Consider the following 21,015-nt stretch of genomic DNA (forward strand, 5'->3'; position numbering starts at 1 on the left):
AGGTCAGTCTCTCCGGTTATTCATAGCTGGTCGCGCCCTCGCACGATACGCGTAGTGTGAGTCAATGGATCGCGATAGACGAGCGTCGTGCGGTCCACTTCTGCGCGTTCGTGCTGAACGCGTCCGCGGATCAGAAAGTAGTTCGTATTGACGTCGAGCATGTTCGGGTCATACACCGCAAGCTGCACGCCTGCACCGCGCAACGCGAGCTGGACGTCGCCGACGTTACGGAAGAACACCGTCTCGCGACGCGCGACGAACGCCTGTGCGCTCGACAGGCTCATCCCCGGCACGACGGCCGCGATCACTTCGGCGGAGGCGGTGTTCATGTTGACGGCGCTCGTCGTGGGCAGCACGGTGACGAAAGGGCGCAGCCGCTCGACGGTTTCGCGCGTGAAGCCGGGGATGTCGAGCAACGCGTCGACGCTGGTCATTTGAAGCGGAGCGGTGGCGGAATTGTCTTCGCTGTCGCCGAGGCCGGGTTGATTCGTGAAATTGCTGTTGCCGGTGATGCCGCCTTGCTGCGCAGCTTTTTGGGGCGTCGTGGTGCTGGTAGTCGATTGCGACTGGAAGCGCGTGGCGGACTGGCCGAGGCCTGCGCGTAGCTGGACGGCGGTGTTCTTTGCGAGTTGCCCGTTGACGCCGAGGATCGCGAGCAGGCGCTGGAACGACTGGATCTGTTCGATGTTCAGTTGCAGCGCGCCGGGTGCGGGGCTCGAGACCAGGTTTCGCAGGTTGAATTTTGCCTGGGCGTCTTCGATGGAGCCGGAAAGGTACGTGTCCGCGCCCTGGGCCGCGCGCACTTCGCCGATCTGGCCGAGGAAGTCTGACAGACGTGTTTTGGCGATCGGCACACCCCAGATGCCGCCGAGGTAGGTGATACCGGCGGAGGTATCGCCTTCCGAACGGAGGATGAGGCGTGTCCAGTCGAGCGCGCCACGGGATACCCACTGGGCTTGAGCCAGTAATCGCTGGTTTTCGATTCTGCGGGTTTGTACTTGCTGGCGCCAGAGCATGCCCGAGACCAGGATGGCCGAGAGCGCTACTACCAGGAGCGCGGTTATGATTGCCGCGCCTTTTTGGGTTTTGTTGTTGTTTTTTCTGCGCGGAGCGGTGTTCAGGGGGTTTTTGTTGGCCTTTCCTTGAATTCGCATCGGTCTGTTTGCGTTGCCCCTGTGCGGGGCGGCACCTACTTTTCTTTGCCTTGCCAAAGAAAAGTAGGCAAAAGAAAGGCGCTTCGAAAACTCGTCTTTTCCCGGTGTGTCATCGCCGGGGAATGGCAACCCATGAAGTGTCGTCATCGCGCAGCCCCCCTTAGGCCCGCGCACGAGACCGTCCCCCGTATAACAATCACCCCTGACAAAGGGCTCATCCATCCCGCTCCGCACTGCGTGCGGCGCGGAAGGGTTTGCCTGGCAAAAGCGCGAGGGGCCATAGCAATTCCCGCCGCGTGAGCGGCGACACTCAATAGTTCGCGCAAACGGGAAACAGCAAAAAGGGCGAGGGCAGTTAACCGCCCGGCGACACGCAAAGCGTGGAGTCGGGTGGATGACGGCTTTGCCACGAAGATGAACCGCGCGCGAGACGGAATCGCGTGGGGACCCATGCCGCGTGAAATGCGAGGGCGACACTTCATGGATTGCCATTCCCCGGCGATGACACACCTGGAAAAGACGAGTTTTCGAAGCGCCTTTCTTTTGCCTACTTTTCTTTGGCAAGGACAAAGAAAAGTAGGTGCCGCCCCGCACAGGGGCAACGCTAATAGACCGACATGAATACAAGGAAAGGCCAAAGCAAAGACTCAGCTTCGGCACGAAAAACCGAAATGCCGCCCCGCACAGGGGCAACGCTAATAGACCAAAAGCAAAACAGGGAAAAGCCAGGGAAAAAAACAAAACCCCAGCGTGGAACGCAAACTCCCCCATCATCATTCCCCCACCAGAAACACGCGCACCACTGGCCTCGCGAGCGACTTCGCGCCCACACTTACTTCCAGCCCGGTGACCGAGCGCGGCAACGGCGCGTTCCCCAACTGGGGGATCTTCAGATTGTTGTCGTACTCCGTAATCGCCGACTGCACATCTTTCATCTGCGCAGTCCACCCCACCTTCGCCACGTACAGCCGCGCCGATATCGATCCCACGCCGCCCATCAAGGGCACAGCATTCCAGTCGCTTCCCTCGCCACCGTGCAACGCACGCCGCAACTCCCCCACGTTTGCGAGCGGCGGCGACGCATACCGGATTACGCGTCCGTCAGCGATCCGGTACCGCACCACCTGCATCCGCGGCGCAACACCCACCTCGTCACGCTCCCGTACGATCTGCAGCACGCTGCCGCTGATGCTCACCGCAGCCTCGCCGGCCTCGTCATCCGATGCGGCCTGGCGGACGTCAATCCGCATCTGGTCGAACAGCTGCGCAAACACGCGCTCGTCTTCCATCGCATTTGTAATCGTCTGGCGCCCACGAACAATCTGGTCCAGCCCGCGCCACGACAACACCGCAATCACCGCCAGAATCGCAATCGCAACCAGTAGTTCAATCAACGTAAAACCACGCGCGCCATCGCGTGCGCACTCACGAGACTGACGACGCCCCCGCGCGATCCCGCGCCCGCAACGCTCACAGTGACCGGTTCGTTTCATTCGGGATCACCGTCACCAGCTGGGCCAGATTGCCGGAACGTCCGGGCGTCGTCACCGTCACTTCAACGCGCCGGAAAACCGGATTCGGCGTGGCGCTCACGTTCTCGGTACAGATCAGTTGCAGATTGCCCTGCGAACAGTCGAAGCTATGCGCGCCCACCTCGGGCCACGCATGCGCAAGGCGCAATTGCGCGAGCGTGTTGTCAGCGCTCCAGCCGGCCAGCAACCGGTTGTGCAAGTCGGCCTCGCCGGTCGCGAGACTCCCCACCGCGCGCAACGAGGCAGCAAGCGCGACCGCAATGATCGCGAGCGCAACCAGCACCTCGATCATCGTGAAGCCACGCGAGAGCCCGACGCCCAACGCCCGAGGCCGCATCTCAATGCACCTCATACCGGCCGTTGCCCGTGCCGGTGATCGTCGCGCGCCCCGCCGAAGAAAACAGCGTGACCTGCACCGGCGCATCGATGCTCTCCGTGCCGAACACAACCCGGTCGGATTGCTGGTCCGAGCCCGGATAGGTGATCGACACGCCCGTTACACCCCCTTCCCAGCGACGCGCCCCCAGCAGGTCGTCACGCAGCGGACGCCATCCATCATCCGTGCGCATATCGAAGCGATAACCGCCCTCGAGCGGCAGCCACGCAATCGGACGCGCGCGGACCTGCGCTTCGTCGCCGGCCGATTCGAACAGCAGCGCAAGCCGTTGTGCCTCTTCGTTCAGATCCGTGCGTGGATTGCGCGTCAGCGACAGCGATGCCAGCGACACCAGCAGGCCGGCAATCACCAGCACCACCAGCATCTCCAGCAACGTGAAGCCGGACGCGCGCGCGTCGATGCGCGTCCCCGGACGGATCGCCTTCATACGTTCAGCCGTCTACTGCCAGGAACCGACGTCGGAATCGTTGCCTTCGCCGCCCGCCTTGCCGTCGGCGCCGTAGCTGAATACATCGATCTCACCATGCACGCCTGGATTCAGATACTGATATGCGTTGCCCCACGGATCGTTCGGCAGACGCTCCAGATAACCGCCGTCTTTCCAGTTGTTCGGCACTGGGTCAGTCGAAGGCTTTTCCATCAGTGCATGCAGGCCCTGCTCCTGCGTCGGGTAACGACCATTGTCGAGCCGGTAGAGCTTCAATGCCTGCATCATCGTGCCAATGTCCTGCTTCGCTGCGACGCGGCGTGCTTCGTCCGGACGGCTCATGATCTTCGGCACGATCAGCGCGGCAAGAATGCCGAGGATCGCGATCACCACCATGATTTCAATCAACGTGAACCCGCGTTGACGGCGGGCGCGCGGCCCCGTGATTTCAGCGCGGCGTGTGGTCCACATCTGCATAGCTTCCTACCTCATTCCAGAAAAAGTATCGATGCACCAGGCGTCGCCCGATGCGGTGAATATTCTGCATTTCCATCGCCAGGATTCAGACCCGGCAGGTCATTCTAATGTCATGGAGTTGAAGGGTTTCAACTCCACGCAAATTTCACAATAGTCCGTACAATGACGCGCATGAACGCACTTCAGATACGCCTTCTATCCCTCGCGCTCTTCGCCGTTTTCTGCGCGACACTGACCTGGTGGGTCGTCACGCTCACCGCGCATCGGCCCGGTCCGGCAGCGGCTGCGGCACAGCCGCCCGTGTCGGTCGAACAGGCCGCCACGCTCTTCGGCGGCAAGCTCACGCGTAACACGAACCAGGACGTGCGCCTCTTCGGCATCCTCGCGCTTCGCGAAGGCGCTGCGGCTATCGTCAGCACCGGCGGTGAACCGCCTCATGCCGTGTCGCTCGGCGGCGCGGTCATGCAGGGCGCGAAGCTCTCCGAAGTCCGCGCGCGCTCGATCATCATCGATCGCAATGGCGCCCATTCCGAAGTCTTCCTGCCCGCCAACGCCCCCGGCCCTACCATCTACGTGCGCTAGGTTCCGGCGCGGCATCATGCTCCGCGCCGCGTCTTCCACTCACGCCGGTCACTTCACTGAACCAGGTTGTTCAGTTCGATAATCGGCATCATTACCGCCAGCACAATCACGAGCACCACGCCGCCCATCGCGAGAATCAGGAGCGGTTCCAGCAGACTCGTCAGAAACATCGTCCTTCGTTCGAGTTCGCGCGCTTCGCCTTCGGCGGCGCGGTCGAGCATCGTGGTGACATCGCCCGTCGCTTCGCCGGAACGGATCAGGTGAACCAGTACCGGCGGAAACGTCTTCGTATTGCCCAGCGCGCGTGACAACGACGTGCCCTCGCGCACGCGCACGATCGCGTCGTCGATGTTCAGGCGCATCGCCTTGTTGCTGAGCGTTTCGCTCGCGGCCTGCAGCGCGCGCAGGATCGGCACGCCCGCAGCCGTCAGGATGCCGAGCGTGCTCGCGAAGCGCACCGTGTTGTAGCCGCGCACGAGTTTGCCGAAGAGCGGCGCCGTGAGGAGCCACCGGTCGAACGTGAGACGCGGCCCGGGTTGCGCCAGAACCGAACGCACGACGTAGATCACGACCACGAGCGCGATCAGCATCGCCCACCACCAGTTCCGCACGAAACTGGAGAGCGCCATCATCATGATCGTGAGAAACGGGAGTTGCTGCTTCGTGCTCGCGAATACGTTCACGACCTGCGGCACGACGTAACTCAGCAGGAACGTGACGATACCGAACGCGATGATCGTGACGACCGCCGGATACGTGAACGCAAGTACGATCTTCTGCTTGAGCGCGTTACGCTGCTCGATGTAATCGGCGAGACGCGACAGCACGAGACCGAGCTTGCCGGTATGTTCGCCGGCCGAAACGAGCGCCCGATAGATCTCGGGGAAATCGCGCGGATGCTGCGAGAGGGCGTTGGCAAGCGAATGGCCGCCGAGCACTTCAGCGCGGATCGAGGCCATCAGTTCGCGGATGTAGTCGCGCTCCGATTGCTCCGTCAGCACCGACAGTGCTTCGTCGAGCGGCAGACCCGCGATCAGCAGGCTCGCGAGTTGCCGCGTGAGAATTGCCTGCTCGCGCTGCGACAGACGGCGCCCGAGCGACAGACGCTGGTTGCGCTCGCCGCGTGTGCGCGTCGCGGCCGGTTCGACGACCAGCGGCGTCAATCCCTGCGTGCGCAACTGCGTGCGCGCGCCGCGGGCGCTGTCGGCGTCGAGCACGCCTTTTTGCGCCTTGCCGGCCGCATCGATCGCTTCAAAGCGGAACGCTGGCATGCGCTTACACTCCGCCCGTCACGCGGATCACTTCTTCGAGCGACGTCAGCCCGGATTCGAGCCAGCGATCGCCGTCTTCGCGCAGCGTGCGCATGCCTTGCGCGCGCCCGGCTTCGAGAATCTCCGAATCGGCGGCGTTGCGATGGATCTGCGCGCGAATCGCATCGTCGACGAGCAGCAGTTCGTACACGCCACGACGCCCTGCGTAACCGGAATGGCCGCACTTGTCGCAACCGACCGGATGCCAGCGCACGCTGCCATCTTCCTCAACGCGTTCTTCCTTGCACACCGGACACAGCCGCCGCACAAGCCGCTGTGCGAGCACGCCGAGCAGCGACGAAGCCAGCAGATACGGCTCGACGCCCATGTCGGTCAGACGTGTGACGGCCGAAGCCGCATCGTTCGTATGGAGCGTCGCCAGTACGAGGTGGCCCGTGAGCGACGCCTGCACGGCGATCTGCGCGGTTTCGAGGTCGCGGATCTCGCCGATCATGATGACGTCCGGGTCCTGCCGCAGAATCGAGCGCAACGCACGCGCGAACGTCATGCCGATCCGCTCGTTGACCTGCGTCTGGCCGATACCGGACAGGTCGTATTCGATTGGATCTTCGACGGTCATGATGTTCGTCGTCGCAGTCTCGAGCCGTGACATCGACGCGTAAAGCGTCGTCGTCTTGCCCGAACCGGTCGGGCCCGTCACGAGCACGATGCCGTGCGGACGTCCAATCAGCGTGTCGAATTTCACGAGCGTGTCGGCAGCCATGCCGAGCGCTTCGAGATTCAGCCTTGCCGCGTCTTTTTCCAGCAGACGCAGCACGGCGCGTTCACCATGGCCTGTGGGCAGCGTCGAGACTCGCACGTCGACCGGACGGCCACCGACGCGCAGCGTAATCCGGCCATCCTGCGGCAGACGTTTCTCGGCGATATCGAGCTGCGCCATGATCTTGATGCGCGAGATCAGCGCGCCGTGCAGCGCCTTCTTGGGACGCACGACGTCGCGCAGCGTACCGTCGACGCGAAACCGCACCACGGAAGACGTCTCGAATGGCTCGATGTGAATATCCGATGCCTGTTCGCGCGCCGCCTGCGTGAGGAGCGCGTTGATCATGCGGATGATCGGCGCGTCGTCTTCCGATTCCAGCAGGTCTTCGACTTCGGGAATTTCCTGCATCAGGCGCGACAGGTCGACTTCGCCCTCCACTTCGCCGACCACCTGCGCCGCGCTGCCGTCCTGACGCGCGTACGCCTGATTGATCGCCTGCGCGAGTTCGTCAGCCGGCAGGCGCACCACGGAAAGCGCCCCGAAATTGCGCGCGACTTCCGCAAGCGCCGCATCGGTCGTGCGATCGCTGATCCAGACTTCAAGACTGTCCGCGTGCTGATGCGCGACGAGGATCTGGCCGCTTTTGGCGAATCCGTACGGCACGAGCCGGGCGGCAAGCGGCGAGGGCGGCTCGCGCCCGGTTGCCGCCTCGCCGCCCGGAGCGCGTTGCGATGCCTGCGCGGGCGCCAGCGTCACGGCTTCGCTCCCGGTGACTGGGTGCTCCCCGCCGCGCCGTTCGCTGGGGCGGGAACAGGCGCCGGCGGCGCCATCTGCTGACGACGCATCTGGTCGAGGTCGAACAGGTTCAGCGCGGGCGTGCCGCCCTGGCTCGGGCCGATCGGCATCGGCGGAACCACCGGATCGTCACTGTCCTTGATCAGGTTGTTGTCGGACTTGTACGCGCCCTGAACGCCCTGGATGTAGTCGTAGCGGTTCGACGTCACGGCCTGCGCGGTATTGCGATCGTTGATGATCACGGGGCGCAGGAACACCATGAGGTTGGTCTTGTTACGGTTCTTCTGCTCCGAACGGAACAGCTGGCCAATCCACGGAATATCACCCAGCAGCGGCACCTTGCTGTTGCTGACCTGGTAGTTGTCCTGCATCAGGCCGCCGAGCACGATGATCTCGCCGTTGTCGGCAAGCACCGTCGACTGGATGGAACGCTTGGTGAATTCCGGACCGGCCGGGTTTGTCGTCGCGTTGGTCGTGCCATTCACGATCGCCGAATCTTCGGTGTAAAGCTGCAGCTTGAGAATGCCGCCGTCGGTGATCTGCGGCTTGACGTGCAGCGTCAGACCGACGTCGACGCGGTCGAACGTATTGAATGCCGAGCTCGTCGCGCCGCTCGTGAGGTTCGAATACGAACCCGTCTGGATCGGAATGTTCGTGCCGACGACAATCTTGGCTTCCTCGTTGTCGAGCGTGATGAGGTTAGGCGTCGACAGCACGTTTGCGTCGGCGGTCTGCGACAGCGCCTGCAGCAGCGCGCCGAGTCCCTGCACACCGAAAATATTGTGAATCCAGCCGACGTTGAGGCCCTGCTGGATACTCTGGCCTGCGAGCGCTCCGGCAAGCCCGCCGGTAGTCGCCGTGGCCCCGGCCGCGGCGGCGGCGGCCGTCAGATTGAGGATGCTGTTGCTCTGGCCAGTCGTCAGGTTTGTGCCGGCAAACACCGTGCTGTTCCCGATCTGCCACTGAATGCCGAGATTCGCATTCGTGTTCGAGTTCAGTTCGACGATCAGCGCCTCGATGTAGACCTGTGCGCGGCGCGCGTCGAGCTGGTCGATCACCGCGCGCAGATTGCGATATACCGGCTCGGCCGCTGTGATGATCAGCGAGTTGGTCGCCGCGTCCGCCTGGATCATCCCGCCGGGCTGGTTATCGTCGTTCTTGTCCTTGTCGCCGCCGAGCAGGCCGGACGAACCCGAGTTGCCGTTCGAGCCGTATGCGCCACCGCCGCCGCTGCCGCTGCCGCCCATTGACGACGACATCGAACTGTTGCCGAGCCCGCCGGACGGCAGCGGCGGCGTACCGGCCGTGCCCGTCGAATTGCTGCCCGCGCCGCCACTATTCTGGTTGAACGAGTTCGCCTCGTTCCCGCCTGACGAAGAACCGGTGTCGCCGGCTTTGCCGAGCATCCCGCGCAAGGTCTTCGCGAGCCTGGTCGCGTCCGCGTTGCGCAGCGCCACGACGTGCATGTTGCCGGGCACGCTGCTCGGTGCGTCGAGTTGCTGCGCAAGCGTCTTCGCAGCGGCAAGCCGCTGCACGTTCGATGCGCGAAGCAGCAGCGAATTGGTGCGCGGATCGGCCGTCACGGACACCTTCAGCGTCGCATCCGTGCTGCCGATTGCGCCCGGATCGAGCATCTTCGCAAGCTGCGTGGAGATATCGATCGCGTTGGCGTTCTTCAGCGGCACGACCTGAACCTGCTGGCCCGCGGCCGTATCGACCCCCGAGATGATCTGCGCGATACGCCGCACGTTGTCGGCGTAATCGGTGACGATCAGTGTGTTATTGGCCGGGTAGGCGGCGATCGTATTGTTCGGCGAGATGAGCGGTCGCAGCACCGGCAAGAGGTTGTTTGCCGATTCGTTGTGGAGCTGGAAGACCTGGGTGACCACCTGGTCGCCGCGCGCGGCCGGCGCGTTGCCGACGTAGGTCGGCACGCCCTGCAGTTTGGCGTCGGCTTCCGGGACGACCTTCAATACGCCGTGATCCTGCACCAGCGCAAAGCCCTGCATCCGCAGCGCGGACTGCAGCGTTTTCAGCGCCTGATCTTCGGGGACAGCATTTTCGGAAACGAGGTTGAGCTGACCCTTGACGCGCGGGTCGACGATGATCGTTTTGCCGGTTGCCGCGCCAATCGCCTTCGCCACCTGGTCGATGTCCGCGTTGACGAAGTTGAGGGTCACCTGTGCGTATGCGATCTGCGAGGTGATCGATCCAGCAACCAGCAGCGCCGTTGCGACGCGACGCAATGCCATACGATTTCTTCTCATGGAATGTGATGTCGATGCCGACGGCAACCGCCGCCGACGGTCATGCGCAGTGGACATGCTGGCCGGGCGCAACCCCTTCGCCCCGACGCCTGCCGGTCGCCCGGATGCACGCCAATCTGAGGTCCGAAAAAAATGAACAGTAACAGCTTTTCATGACGAAATTCTCACAAATAGCCCCTCGCCAGTGAGTTTCCTCTAATTGAAGCGCCGCTGTCGTCAACTTCATGAAAGCTTGCTCGCCCGTGAGACGCAACATATAGAAGAAGGCCTCTTCCGGAATCTTCAGCCTTATGTCGGTTAGCCAACCTTGACCCGTCACAGGCTGCCGGTATGATACGGGCGGTTCCATGCGATAGACGCATCCCGACGGCCACGGGTTTTCCCCGATGTCTGGCCGCGAGGAAGGCCATTGCATCGTCTCGTCACCGTTATTTGCTTAGTCATCTTGATCGATGAAACCGGCTCTCGTCACTGTTGCTATCGGGCTCTGCGCGTGGTTCGCCGCCGCGCCGGCGCGCGCCGACTGTTTTGACGAGGCAGCCAGTTATCAGAAGGTCAATCCGCTCATTTTGCGCGCGATCGCATGGCAGGAGTCGCACAACCGGCCCGACGCCCTGCACAAGAATGCGAACGGTTCAACCGACTACGGCGTGATGCAGATCAACTCCGTCCATCTTGCGACGCTCTCGCAGTACGGCATTTCTACCGGTACGCTGATGGAACCCTGCAAGAATGTCTACATTGCCGCCTGGCATCTGCGACGCCAGATGAACAAATACGGCAACACGTGGACCGCGGTCGGCGCCTACCATTCAGAAACGCCCACGTTGCGCGATCAATACGCGAAGCAGATCGCCGCCATCCTCCAGAAGTGGAACCTGCTGCGCTGAGCAGCTGGCCGCACCGGTTTTCCGCCAGTCCTCCCTGAGTTCCAGTCAGCGTCATCCGTCGATGTATGCAATCGCGAGGCGGCAGATTCGCGCGGCTTCGCGACGTTTGATGCACAATGCGGCTTCGTCCTGCCGCTCGGCCGCACCCCGGTTTTGCGCCCGGCACGCCCTTATTTCCTTCTCGCTTTCTGACCGCAATGAACCAGTCGCCACTGCCCGTCACCGTGCTCTCCGGTTTTCTGGGCGCGGGCAAGACCACGCTCATCGAACACCTTCTCGCGAACGCGGCTGGCCTGCGCATTGCAGTGATCGTCGCGGACGTCGCCGCCATCGAACTCGATGCGACGCTCGTGCGCGCATCGGGCACGACGCAAGGCGCGGCGCAAAAACGCATCGCGCTGAAAAGCGGTAGCGCGTTGATCGAAGCGGGCGACGATCTGCTCGACGACATCGAACGTGTTGCCAGTGAGCAGATGTTCGACGCGATCCTCATCGAGCCGACGGGAAGCATCACGGCGATATCGATTGCCGAAGACCTCACGTTTGGCGACGACGAAAGCGATGACGACACACCGCTCGCTGGCATCGTACGGCTCGACACGACGGTGACGATCGTCGATGCGTCGCGCTTTCTGACTGACTTCGCGCGAACCGGTTCGCTTGCCGAAGCGGGCATCGTTACGACGGAAGACGACGATCGCACGGTCGTCGAACTGCTCGTCGACCAGATCGAGTTCTGCGACGTGATCGTGGTGAACAAACAGGATCTCGTCAGCGATGAGGCGCTCGCGTGTCTGCAACGCATTCTCACGCGCATCAATCCAGGCGCCGTACAGATCGTGAGTCACTTTGCCGATGTCGCGCCTGCCGACGTGCTCGATACGAAGTACTTCGATTTCGATGCAACGTCGGGGTCCGCAGGCTGGCTCGTCACGCTGACTGAAGATCGCAATCCCGAACCGCACGTCGTAGACGATGAATCCGGCGTCAGTACGTTCGTGTATCGCGCGCGCCGTCCGTTCCACCCGGAACGTCTTTGGGCGCTGCTGCATGAAGAATGGAAGGGCGTGCTGCGCAGCAAGGGCTTTTTCTGGCTGGCGACGCGCAACGAGATTGGCGGGTCGCTTTCGCAGGCGGGCGGCACATGCCGGCCTTCACCGGCGGGCACGTGGTGGGCCGCGCAGGATCGCAGCGAATGGCCCGAGGGCGACGACGAACTGATGAACGAAATCGCCGCCGACTGGTACGGCGACGCTAACGACTTCAGCATTGGTGACCGTCGACAGGAACTGGTGATGATCGGCGTCGATATCGACGCGTCCGAATGGCGCGCGAAGCTCGATGCGTGTCTGCTTACCGACGACGAATATGCGTCCGGGCCTGAGGCGTGGACAGCATTCGCCGACCCGTTCCCTGCATGGGATCTGGATGACGACGACCACGACCATCACGATCACGACCATCATCATGGTGATGGCCACCACCATCACTAGAAACGCAGACGAAAAAAAACCCGCCGATGGCGGGCGTCAACACAAGGCTCTAAATGCTTAGCGCTTGTTGACTGCGTCCTTGAACGCTTTACCAGCCGTGAACTTGACGGTCTTGGCGGCCGGAATCTTGATGGTTTCGCCAGTCTTCGGGTTGCGGCCCGTACGCGCTGCGCGCTTGCCCGAACCAAAACTGCCAAAGCCGATCAACTGGACTGCGTCACCCTTGGACACAGCCTTCTTGATCACTTCAAGCAGCGTGTCCAGCGTTTCGCCGGTTTGAGCTTTGCTGGCGCCCGTCTGACCTGCGACGGCGTCGATCAGTTCCTGTTTGTTCATTAAGGTTCCTTTCTGGTTTAGGTTGACACGAACAGCGCGAACGCGCCGATTATACGTGCGCGTGCCGCGCCGTCGAGCAGCGACGGTGGCCGGAGCGCTCCGGACAAACGCGTCGCGAAGCTTTTTACGCGACGGCCGTGCTGCCGCTTCCCTGTGCGGCGCCTGCTATGATAGCGCAGCGCAAACCCAATCAGGATAAGGGTTTCGAAGATTTACACGGTTCTTTGACCGATCGAGTTCCGATTGGACGTGGATTGGGCCTTTTTCCGCATGGAATGCATCAAACGACCCGCGTGAATGGCCTTAAACAACGCGCCGACGTTGGTTTTTGCCAACGATCGGGCATGCGTGTATCGCCGTGTAACCCTTGTAACAAGGGCTTTCCAGCGCTTCGAACTACGCGTTGTTCCTCATTGTCGACGTCCTCTTTCTATCTGCATGACCGAGCCGCTGATCCCTGCCACGCTCGCCTTTCGCGACAACGGCGCGCCTTTCTCACGTCAATACGACGATATCTATCACAGCGCAGTCGGCGGTCTGGCGCAGGCCGAATACGTGTTTTTGCAGGGCAACAATCTGCCCGCACGCTGGCAGTCAAGGCGCGTTTTCACGGTGCTGGAAACGGGCTTTGGGATGGGCATCAACTTCCTGATGACATGGGCCGCCTGGCGCGCCGACCCGTCACGATGCGAGCGGCTGCATTTCGTTTCGACGGAAAAACATCCTTTTTCAAGGGATGATCTGCATCGCGCGTATGACGCGACGGTTTCCGATCCATCGATTGCAACGCTCGCGCGCACGCTCGCCGATGCCTGGCCATTCCTGGTTCCTGGTACCCACCGGCTTGAATTCGACGAGGGCCGCGTCACGCTGACGCTCGTCTTTGGCGATGCGGGCGAAACATTGCCATCGCTCTGGTTACGCGCCGACGCGTTTTACCTCGATGGTTTTGCGCCCGCAAAGAATCCCGAACTCTGGACGCCGCAACTCTTCAAGCAGCTTGCGCGTCTGGCCGGCGACGACGCAACGTTCGCCACGTACACCAGTTCTGGCGACGTAAAACGCGCGTTGCTGCAAACGGGCTTCGAGTATCGCAAGGTCGATGGATTTGGCTGGAAGCGTGCAATGCTGGTTGGACGTTTTGCACCACGCTGGCGTGTACGGCGGCATGATCCGCCGATGCCGCTTGCCGTCGACGAACGTCGAGCGGTTGTGATCGGCACCGGTCTCGCGGGTTGCGCCGTGATCGAGCGACTCACCGCACGCGGCTGGCACGTGACTTCACTCGAACGACACGATGGGATTGCACTGGAAGCGTCCGGCAATCCTGCAGGTGTGTTTCATCCGATGCTCTCGCGCGATGACAGCGTCGCCTCGCGCATCACGCGCGCCGGCTTTCTCCACGCATTGCAGAGATGGTCGGCACTGGTCGATGCAGGACATCCGCTCACGCGTGGCACTTCAGGTCTTCTTCAGCTTGCCGGAAGCGAAGACGAAGCACGCGCGATGTCGGCGTCGCTCGCTTCGTTTGGGTGGCCTGCCGGATACGTCACGCCAGTGTCCCGCGGCGAAGCGCGACGGCTCGCGAACACGGATGTAGCGAATGGCGGATGGTTCTTCCCCGAGGGCGGCTGGATCGATCCCGCGACGCTATGTGCCGCGCAATGTGCGGCCGCCGGTTCACGACTCGAGCGGCGCTTCGGCGTGCACGTGGCGCGCATCGAACGTGACGGCAATCAGTGGAACGTGTTCGATGAGCGCGGACAGGCCGTTGCGCGAGCTCCGGTTGTCGTTGTTGCGAATGCACATGACGCCGCTCGCATCGCCGGACTGCGCTACACGACGACTGTCAGTGTGCGCGGCCAGTTGACCGTGTTGCCACCGGGTACGGTGCCGGGTCTGCAACTGCCGGTCATTGGCGAAGGTTATGCGGTGCCGCTCGCCGACGACCTGACGCTCACCGGCGCGACCTATGACCTCGACGATCCCGATTCCTCATTGCGCGCGAACGGGCACGAAGAAAATCTGGCGCGCCTCACACATATGCTGCCCGGCCTGCGCGACGCAATCGACCCGCTCAAGGCCGCGGCGCTCGACGGACGCGTCGCGTTTCGATGCGTGGCACCGGACCGCCTGCCGATGATCGGCGCGCTCGCCGATGAAACAGAAGCCGCCCGCGAGGCGCTGCGTCTGCGCGGCGCATGGCCGCTTGATTTGCCGCGCTCATCGGGTCTCTTCGGCGCATTTGCCTATGGCTCGCGCGGGCTGGTGTGGGCTTCGCTGGGAGCGGAGTTGATCGCCTCCCAGATCGAAGGCGAGCCCTGGCCCATCGAACGTGACCTCGCCGAATCCATCGATCCAGCCCGTTTTCTGCTTCGCGCATTGCGGCAGGGAACCGTTCGATAGCGCAATCGCGCGAAAAAGTTATCCACGTCAATCTGTGGATAACCGTGAGAAAAACGGCATCAACTCATGTGGACCCCATGTGGACGTAAACGGGACAACTTTCTCGCCGCGTTCTGGCTGGAAAAGTTGTTCTTCGAAGCCAGCGAGACCCACACATGCTGTGCGCGCGGTTATGCGTTTCGTAACCTGATGATCTGCTTCGGCAAATAGAGGTTATCCACAGAAATGCGATGTCCTTGTTAACTGTTACTACGTATACATACAGGTAAACATATAAACAAAGAGACGTGGGCGGTCGCATCGGAACAAACCCAAAACCTCACAACCGAAAAAACCTGAAAAGCCGTCACCCCGGGAAAACCGCCATTCGTTTCGATTCGCCTGACCTTGATCCACGCGTTTCTTTGGCAAAACACCCCGGTCGACAGAGGGATAAAGCCTTCAAACGGTCGTTTTTTCCTGTCTCCCCGAAGATGACGTACGTTTTTACCGCTTTAACCCCACGTTAGGCCCTTTTCAGTCCAGCCAGAAAAACCTGTGGCACAATCGCCCTTCTTCACGCGCACGCCTCGTTTCATCCAGGATGCGCAATCACGGAACGGTTGCCGGTCAACAACAATCTGATTCACAGGTCGACGGCGTTCGTACACATGTATCTGGCAAGCTGCCTGAATGCACACGCGGGCTTCGCCGTCCGCAGTCAATCGGTCTTCGCGCAACCGTCTCAGTTTTCACCCGATCGACAATCTGCAACGCCCGTCGGCGCAGCGCCATATCGACGACGAATGCCGTAGCGACGACGAACGCGAGCCGCGTTCACGCCGTCACCGGTCCGTCCACCGGTTAGCGCCGCATGGCCGTTGCTGCAAAGGAGAAGCCACCACGATGAAGTCGGCGTTTTCATTTTTCCCGGCGCTGCCGCTTTCGCCCGATGCGATCTTCTGGGCCGGTCTCGCGCTGCTCGCGGCCGGTCTGTGCGGAGAACTCTGTTATCGCGCATGGCGCTTGCCGCGCATTTCCGGCTATGCCGTGATCGGCCTGATCGCCGGATCGGCAGGCTTTGGTGTGATCGACGCCAGCACCGGCGCCGCGCGCCCGCTGCTCGATGTCGCGCTCGGCCTCTTGCTCTTCGAACTCGGCAGCCGTCTCGATCTGCGCTGGATCCGCCGCAACCCGTGGCTGATTCTCTCGAGCATCGCCGAATCGACTCTTACATTCGTGCTTGTCCTCGCCGTGCTGCTGTTCCTGCAGGTGCCGACGATGGTCGCGATGGTGCTTGCCGCAATCGCGATGGCAACGTCGCCCGCAATGGTGATCCAGCTAAAAACCGAATTGCGCGCCGAAGGGCAGGTGACGCAGCGTCTGATGACATTGACTGCGCTCAACAGCATGTACGCCGTGGTGATCGAAAAACTCGCGTCGAGCTGGTTGCATCAGGAGGTGTACGGCAACGTGCTGGCCACGATCCTGCAACCGCTTTATCTGCTGATCGGCTCATTCGTTCTGGCGTTCGCGCTCGCGCGGGCGTGCAATTTCTTCTATCGACGCATGAACATGCAGGATGAACATTCGTTTGTCGCGCTGTTCGGGCTGGTACTGCTGGCAATCGCGCTTGCGCATCTGTTCAAGCTGTCGACAATCCTGAGCCTGCTCGCCGCCGGCATCATCGTGAAGAATCTGGAAGCGCGTCCGCAACTGTGGCCACAGCATTTCGGCACGGCGGGATGGCTTCTGACTGTGATCCTGTTCGTGCTTACGTTGACGTCGTTCGAATGGAAAGACATCGCGCTTGGCGGTGTTGCGGCGTTGGGTCTGATTGTTGCGCGTCTGATCGGCAAGCTGGTCGGCGTGCTCGCGTTCGCGAAACCGAGTGGCCTGAACTGGAAGCAGGGTATGGCGCTCGGGCTCTCGCTTTCGCCGATGTCGGCGCTCGCGTATCTGCTCGTCGACGATACCTATGACCTGTATCCGAATTTCGATCCGCAGCTGCGTGCCGTCGTGATGTGTTCGATTGTCGTGCTGCAGCTTGTCGGGCCGTGGCTCGTCTATCGCAGCCTTGCACTGGTGGGCGAACGTCGCGAATAGGCGTGGTAGCCGTTCGCATCGAACCGACCTGAATTCACAACGATTTTCACAACGACTGCGACCGGCCAGTGCTTCGCTGCCAGGCCGGTCCAGTCAGCAAATCCAAGGGACGTCATGTCACTCGAACCCTTTGTCGACTCGAAACCGTTCACCTTCGGGATCGAGCTCGAAATGCAGATCGTCAATACCCATGACTATGATCTGACCAAAGCCGGCACCGATCTTCTGCGCCTCATCAAGGACCAGCCGATTCCCGGCAACATCACACCGGAAATCACGGAGAGCATGATCGAGCTGTCGACGGGCATCTGCACGACGCACGAGCAGGCCTTGACCGATCTGCGCACGATCCGCGACACACTCGTCGCCGCGGCCGACCGGCTGAACGTCGGCCTGTGTGGTGGCGGCACGCACGCGTTCCAGCAGTGGAGCGACCGGCAGATCGTCGATACGCCGAGGTTCCAGTACCTGTCCGAACTGTACGGCTACCTTGCCAAGCAGTTCACGGTGTTCGGCCAGCACGTGCACATCGGTTGCCCGGATCCGGACAGCGCGCTGTTCCTGCTGCATTCGATGTCGCGTTTCATCCCGCATTTCATCGCGTTGTCGGCTTCGTCGCCGTTTGTGCAGGGCGTCGATACAGGTTTTCATTCCGCGCGTCTGAATTCCGTGTTCGCGTTTCCGCTGTCGGGCCGCGCGCCGTTCACACTCACGTGGGACAGCTTCGAAGAGTATTTTTCGAAGATGGTTCACACGGGTGTCGTGAACAGCATGAAGGATTTCTACTGGGACATCCGGCCGAAGCCTGGTTTCGGCACGATCGAAGTGCGCGTGATGGATACGCCGATGTCGGTTGACCGCGCCGCGGCGATTGCGTGCTACATCCAGACGCTCGCGCGCCACCTGCTGCTCGACAAACCGCTGATCCCGAAAGAAGACGACTACCTCGTCTACACGTTTAACCGGTTCGAAGCGTGCCGTTTTGGTCTGGCGGGTACGTGCATCGATCCGCAGACGGGCGAGCGCCGCACGATTTCCGAAGACATCCTCGCCACGCTTGACCGGATCGCGCCGCACGCCGACGCACTCGGGTCCGGCAAGGCGCTCGACGAAGTCGGCGCGATCGCGCGCGGTCAGATCAACGACGCAACGTGGCTGCGCAGCGTGTTTTCGGAAGAAAAGTCGCTGCATGAAGCGGTTCGGCAACAATGTCTGCAATGGCGGGCGTGATTGTCAGTCCGCAGTCTGTTGCCGTTATCTGACGGAACCCGCTTTTAGCGGGGTTTTTTTCGACTTTTGTTTTCCAGCCAGGGCTTCCTCAGGTTTGTCGAATGTTTACGTATACATACGTAGTAATAGTTAACAAGCATCGGCTTCATCTGTGGACAACGAAGGAATTCCCTGCAAAGTCAACACATTGCGTAAACGACAACTGTGCTGATCCGATGGGCGTTTTCGCCGGGAAGCGCGGATAACTTCATGCATCCCGGAAGCCCAGGTTGCAGTTATCAAGAATCGGTGCACACCCATTTCATAAGATATCCCGGGGTTATCCACAGCACGCACTGGATAACTTAGCTGTACGATTGGCCGCACTCGCATAGAATGTCGGTTTTAACGCTGTGACGTGGTCGCGTCGCCCCGTTCGCAGAACGATGGCTGACGGTTCACAGCGAAATGAGAGAGCGGTGCTGCACGACGCGCCGGAACAGGCGTGCAAAGCAGAATATTTTTGAGATAGTTAGAATCGGCCCGGCTTTCCCGGACGGGACCGTCCCCACACAGGCTGCCGGCGTGTTTATCGCCAACGGCCGGACACGCGGCAGCATGCTGTCATTAACGAACGAAAGATTATGAGCGAAGGCGTCTACGGAGAGCAGGCAACCGGGCGGGTGACTCACACCCTGCTGCGACTGAGCACAGCCATGCGAAGCCAGGCATGGGAATGGGCGGAAGGTGCGGGTCTCACACCGACTCAGGGTGAAATTCTCGTGTTGCTGATGCAGCGCAAGGGTCCGATGCGTCTCGGTGAGATCGCGCGCGAAACGGCGTTGACCGCCGCCACCACGAGCGATGCGGTCAGCACGCTCGAAGGCAAGGGTCTCCTCGAAAAACGCCGCGCGCTTGACGACGGCCGCGCACTCGCGGTGCGTCTGACGGCACGCGGCCGGACGGCGGCAAAGCGCGCAGCGCAATGGCCCGACTTTTTGTCGAAAGCAGTCGGCACGCTGAAGGACGAAGAGCAGGCCGTCTTCTATCGCACGTTGCTGAAAACGATCCATCAGCTCGAAGCGCAGGAAACGATTCCTCCGCATCGTATGTGCCTGTCGTGCACGCATTTCGATCCGAGCAGGAATCCGAAGAAGACGCCGCATTACTGCGCGCTGCTCGAGCTGAAAATGTCGGATACGGATGTGCGTCTGGACTGTGCAGTCCACGAAACTGCCGACGTCGCGACACAGAAGAAAATCTGGAAAATCTTCGCGCAGTAAGCGCGAATCTGCCGTGCCGCACGGCGGGTAAGTGGGGAACGCGTCGCTGATCGGGCGTCGGCGTTTCCCGCGAACCGGACCTCGGTGCGGCAGCAGCGCCCGGCAATACACAGGCACAGGCTGGATCATTTTCAAGTTTATTTCGGGAACAGGAACTGCCGATGAATCACGAAGTTCTGGCCATTCGCCATGTCCACTTCGAAGATCTGGGCAGCCTCGAACTCGTGCTCGGCGAGCGCGGGCGTCCGGTGCGTTATCTCGACGTCGGACTTGGGCGCATCGAAGCGCCTGATCCAGTGGCGGCTTCGCTGATGGTGATTCTTGGCGGCCCGATCAATGCATGCGACGACGCACATTATCCGACGCTCGTCCCGCTCGTTTCGATGATCGAACGACGGATCGCCGCCGGGCTGCCGACACTCGGAATCTGTCTTGGCGCGCAGCTGATTGCGCGTGTGCTGGGTGCGCGGGTTTATGCCGGCGCGAGGTCCGAAATCGGCTGGGCACCGCTGACACTCACCGACGACGGCCGTGCGTCGCCCGTCCGTCATCTGGATGGCGCGCAGACATCGATGTTCCATTGGCACGGCGACACGTTCGATCTTCCGCAAGGCGCCACGCGGCTAGCTTCCACGCCCATCTGCGAAAACCAGGCGTTTGCATGGGGCGGGCATGTGCTTGGCCTGCAATGTCATCCGGAAATTCGTGCCGACCGCTTTGAGCCCTGGTTGATCGGCAACGCGTCGGAAATTGGCGGAACCGACGGCGTCGATGTGTTGCAGTTGCGCGCGGATACGGCCCGTTTCGGTCCGCGTCTCGAAGAAGCGTCGCGCGCGATGTTCAATGAATGGCTCGACCAGGTCCAGGCGAAGCCATGAGTGACGCGGTGTTTCGTGTCGCTGCCGTGCTGACGGGTGTCATTGCGCCGCTCGGGGAGCATGGCAAAGAGAGTGCAATCGGCAAGAAGCCGGTCGGACATCGCGTGTGGCTGGGCGAAACGGGTCTCGACGGCGACGAGCAGGCCGAACGCAAACATCATGGCGGCCCCCAAAAGGCGATGCTGCACTACGCGTTCGATCACTACGACGTGTGGCGCAGTGAATGGCTGGCGACGCCCGCTGGCCGGACGCGGCTCGATGCGCGCGGCGCATTCGGCGAAAACATCAGCACGCTTGGCATGACGGAGTCGACGGTGTGCGTTGGCGATGTGTACCGCATCGGCGGTGCGATCGTGCAGGTTTCGCAGCCGCGACAACCGTGCTGGAAACTGAACCTGCGTTTTTCGCGCGAAGACATGTCGCGCCGGGTTCAGGACACGCGCCGCACGGGCTGGTATTACCGCGTGCTCGAAGCGGGTGAGATCGGCGCTGGCGACACCATCGAACGCCTTGCACGCCCGCATCCCGGATGGACCATCGAGCGCCTGCTGCGCGTGCTGTATGTCGATCGCGACGATCTCGCCGCGCTCGAAGCCATCGCGAATCTCGACACGCTCGCGCCTTCCTTGCGCGCGACCGCAAAGAAGCGGCTCGCGAACGGCACGGTCGAGTCGTGGTCGAGCCGCCTCGATACGCCGCCATCGCAGAACCGCGACGCCTGAAGTCGCGAAGGCTGCGGGTTTCAGCCGGCTTTCTGTGCGGTCCGCTGT

General features: G+C 61.7%; 18 protein-coding genes. 9 read left to right on the top strand and 9 right to left on the bottom strand.

Annotated features, from left to right (window positions below):
- Positions 1-20 precede the first annotated feature (20 nt).
- The 5 genes from gspK to gspG form a co-directional block, all read right to left on the bottom strand.
- Positions 21-1,301 (bottom strand): type II secretion system minor pseudopilin GspK, encoded by a 1,281-nt coding sequence (gspK, locus tag LPA36_RS18680; RefSeq protein ID WP_228879815.1) that lies wholly within the window; start codon positions 1,299-1,301, stop codon positions 21-23.
- Between the two features lie 626 nt (positions 1,302-1,927).
- Positions 1,928-2,647: a PulJ/GspJ family protein gene (locus LPA36_RS18685; protein WP_407674305.1), complete on the bottom strand. Its 720-nt coding sequence runs from the start codon at positions 2,645-2,647 to the stop codon at positions 1,928-1,930.
- A complete protein-coding gene (gspI, locus tag LPA36_RS18690; RefSeq protein ID WP_228879817.1) occupies positions 2,625-3,023 on the bottom strand; it encodes a type II secretion system minor pseudopilin GspI in 399 nt (132 codons plus the stop codon). Before gspI ends, LPA36_RS18685 begins: the two co-directional genes overlap by 23 nt.
- A gap of 1 nt (position 3,024) precedes the next feature.
- Complete coding sequence (locus LPA36_RS18695; protein ID WP_228879819.1) at positions 3,025-3,510, bottom strand: GspH/FimT family pseudopilin; 486 nt, start codon at positions 3,508-3,510, stop codon at positions 3,025-3,027.
- Between the two features lie 12 nt (positions 3,511-3,522).
- The gene (gspG, locus tag LPA36_RS18700) at positions 3,523-3,987 is read right to left on the bottom strand and encodes a type II secretion system major pseudopilin GspG (protein WP_228879821.1); all 465 of its coding nucleotides are present in this window, start codon (positions 3,985-3,987) and stop codon (positions 3,523-3,525) included.
- Positions 3,988-4,158: 171 nt separating this feature from the next.
- Between gspG and LPA36_RS18705 the strand changes: the two genes are divergently transcribed.
- The gene (locus LPA36_RS18705) at positions 4,159-4,569 is read left to right on the top strand and encodes a type II secretion system protein N (RefSeq protein ID WP_228879823.1); all 411 of its coding nucleotides are present in this window, start codon (positions 4,159-4,161) and stop codon (positions 4,567-4,569) included.
- A gap of 53 nt (positions 4,570-4,622) precedes the next feature.
- Here LPA36_RS18705 and gspF read toward each other — a convergent pair whose 3' ends face one another.
- Genes gspF through gspD form a run of 3 tightly spaced genes read right to left on the bottom strand, consistent with a single transcriptional unit; the run spans position 4,623 to position 9,650 of the window.
- Positions 4,623-5,840, bottom strand: a complete 1,218-nt coding sequence (gene gspF / locus LPA36_RS18710) for a type II secretion system inner membrane protein GspF (RefSeq protein WP_228879827.1) — start codon at positions 5,838-5,840, stop codon at positions 4,623-4,625.
- Between the two features lie 4 nt (positions 5,841-5,844).
- On the bottom strand, positions 5,845-7,359 hold the full coding sequence (gene gspE, locus LPA36_RS18715; RefSeq protein ID WP_228879830.1) for a type II secretion system ATPase GspE: 1,515 nt from the start codon (positions 7,357-7,359) through the stop codon (positions 5,845-5,847).
- The gene (gspD, locus tag LPA36_RS18720) at positions 7,356-9,650 is read right to left on the bottom strand and encodes a type II secretion system secretin GspD (RefSeq protein ID WP_228879832.1); all 2,295 of its coding nucleotides are present in this window, start codon (positions 9,648-9,650) and stop codon (positions 7,356-7,358) included. The genes gspE and gspD overlap by 4 nt, the downstream gene beginning before the upstream one ends.
- 467 nt (positions 9,651-10,117) lie before the next feature.
- On the opposite strand from gspD, the gene LPA36_RS18725 reads away from it, so the two are divergent.
- Both LPA36_RS18725 and LPA36_RS18730 read left to right on the top strand, forming a co-directional pair.
- Positions 10,118-10,555: a lytic transglycosylase domain-containing protein gene (locus LPA36_RS18725; RefSeq protein ID WP_228879835.1), complete on the top strand. Its 438-nt coding sequence runs from the start codon at positions 10,118-10,120 to the stop codon at positions 10,553-10,555.
- Positions 10,556-10,752: 197 nt separating this feature from the next.
- A complete protein-coding gene (locus LPA36_RS18730) occupies positions 10,753-12,048 on the top strand; it encodes a GTP-binding protein (RefSeq protein ID WP_228879838.1) in 1,296 nt (431 codons plus the stop codon).
- A 57-nt stretch (positions 12,049-12,105) separates the two neighbouring features.
- On the opposite strand, the gene LPA36_RS18735 is transcribed toward LPA36_RS18730, so the two are convergent.
- Entirely contained in the window at positions 12,106-12,384 is a 279-nt protein-coding gene (locus LPA36_RS18735; protein ID WP_074262967.1) for an HU family DNA-binding protein, read from the bottom strand.
- 438 nt (positions 12,385-12,822) lie between these two features.
- Between LPA36_RS18735 and mnmC the strand changes: the two genes are divergently transcribed.
- The 6 genes from mnmC (at position 12,823) to LPA36_RS18765 (ending at position 20,967) form a co-directional block, all read left to right on the top strand.
- A complete protein-coding gene (gene mnmC / locus LPA36_RS18740; RefSeq protein ID WP_228879840.1) occupies positions 12,823-14,790 on the top strand; it encodes a bifunctional tRNA (5-methylaminomethyl-2-thiouridine)(34)-methyltransferase MnmD/FAD-dependent 5-carboxymethylaminomethyl-2-thiouridine(34) oxidoreductase MnmC in 1,968 nt (655 codons plus the stop codon).
- An 885-nt stretch (positions 14,791-15,675) separates the two neighbouring features.
- Positions 15,676-16,875, top strand: coding sequence for a cation:proton antiporter (locus LPA36_RS18745; RefSeq protein ID WP_228879843.1), 1,200 nt, complete (start codon positions 15,676-15,678; stop codon positions 16,873-16,875).
- A gap of 114 nt (positions 16,876-16,989) precedes the next feature.
- A complete protein-coding gene (locus LPA36_RS18750) occupies positions 16,990-18,105 on the top strand; it encodes a YbdK family carboxylate-amine ligase (protein WP_228879847.1) in 1,116 nt (371 codons plus the stop codon).
- Positions 18,106-18,728: 623 nt separating this feature from the next.
- Entirely contained in the window at positions 18,729-19,367 is a 639-nt protein-coding gene (locus LPA36_RS18755; protein ID WP_228879850.1) for a MarR family winged helix-turn-helix transcriptional regulator, read from the top strand.
- Between the two features lie 161 nt (positions 19,368-19,528).
- On the top strand, positions 19,529-20,245 hold the full coding sequence (locus LPA36_RS18760) for a glutamine amidotransferase (RefSeq protein ID WP_228879852.1): 717 nt from the start codon (positions 19,529-19,531) through the stop codon (positions 20,243-20,245).
- Positions 20,242-20,967, top strand: coding sequence for an MOSC domain-containing protein (locus tag LPA36_RS18765; protein WP_228879855.1), 726 nt, complete (start codon positions 20,242-20,244; stop codon positions 20,965-20,967). Before LPA36_RS18760 ends, LPA36_RS18765 begins: the two co-directional genes overlap by 4 nt.
- The last annotated feature ends 48 nt before the right edge of the window (positions 20,968-21,015 follow it).

Origin of the sequence: Paraburkholderia saeva (genome assembly GCF_907164555.1) — a bacterium.
In the GTDB taxonomy this organism is placed as follows: domain Bacteria; phylum Pseudomonadota; class Gammaproteobacteria; order Burkholderiales; family Burkholderiaceae; genus Paraburkholderia; species Paraburkholderia saeva.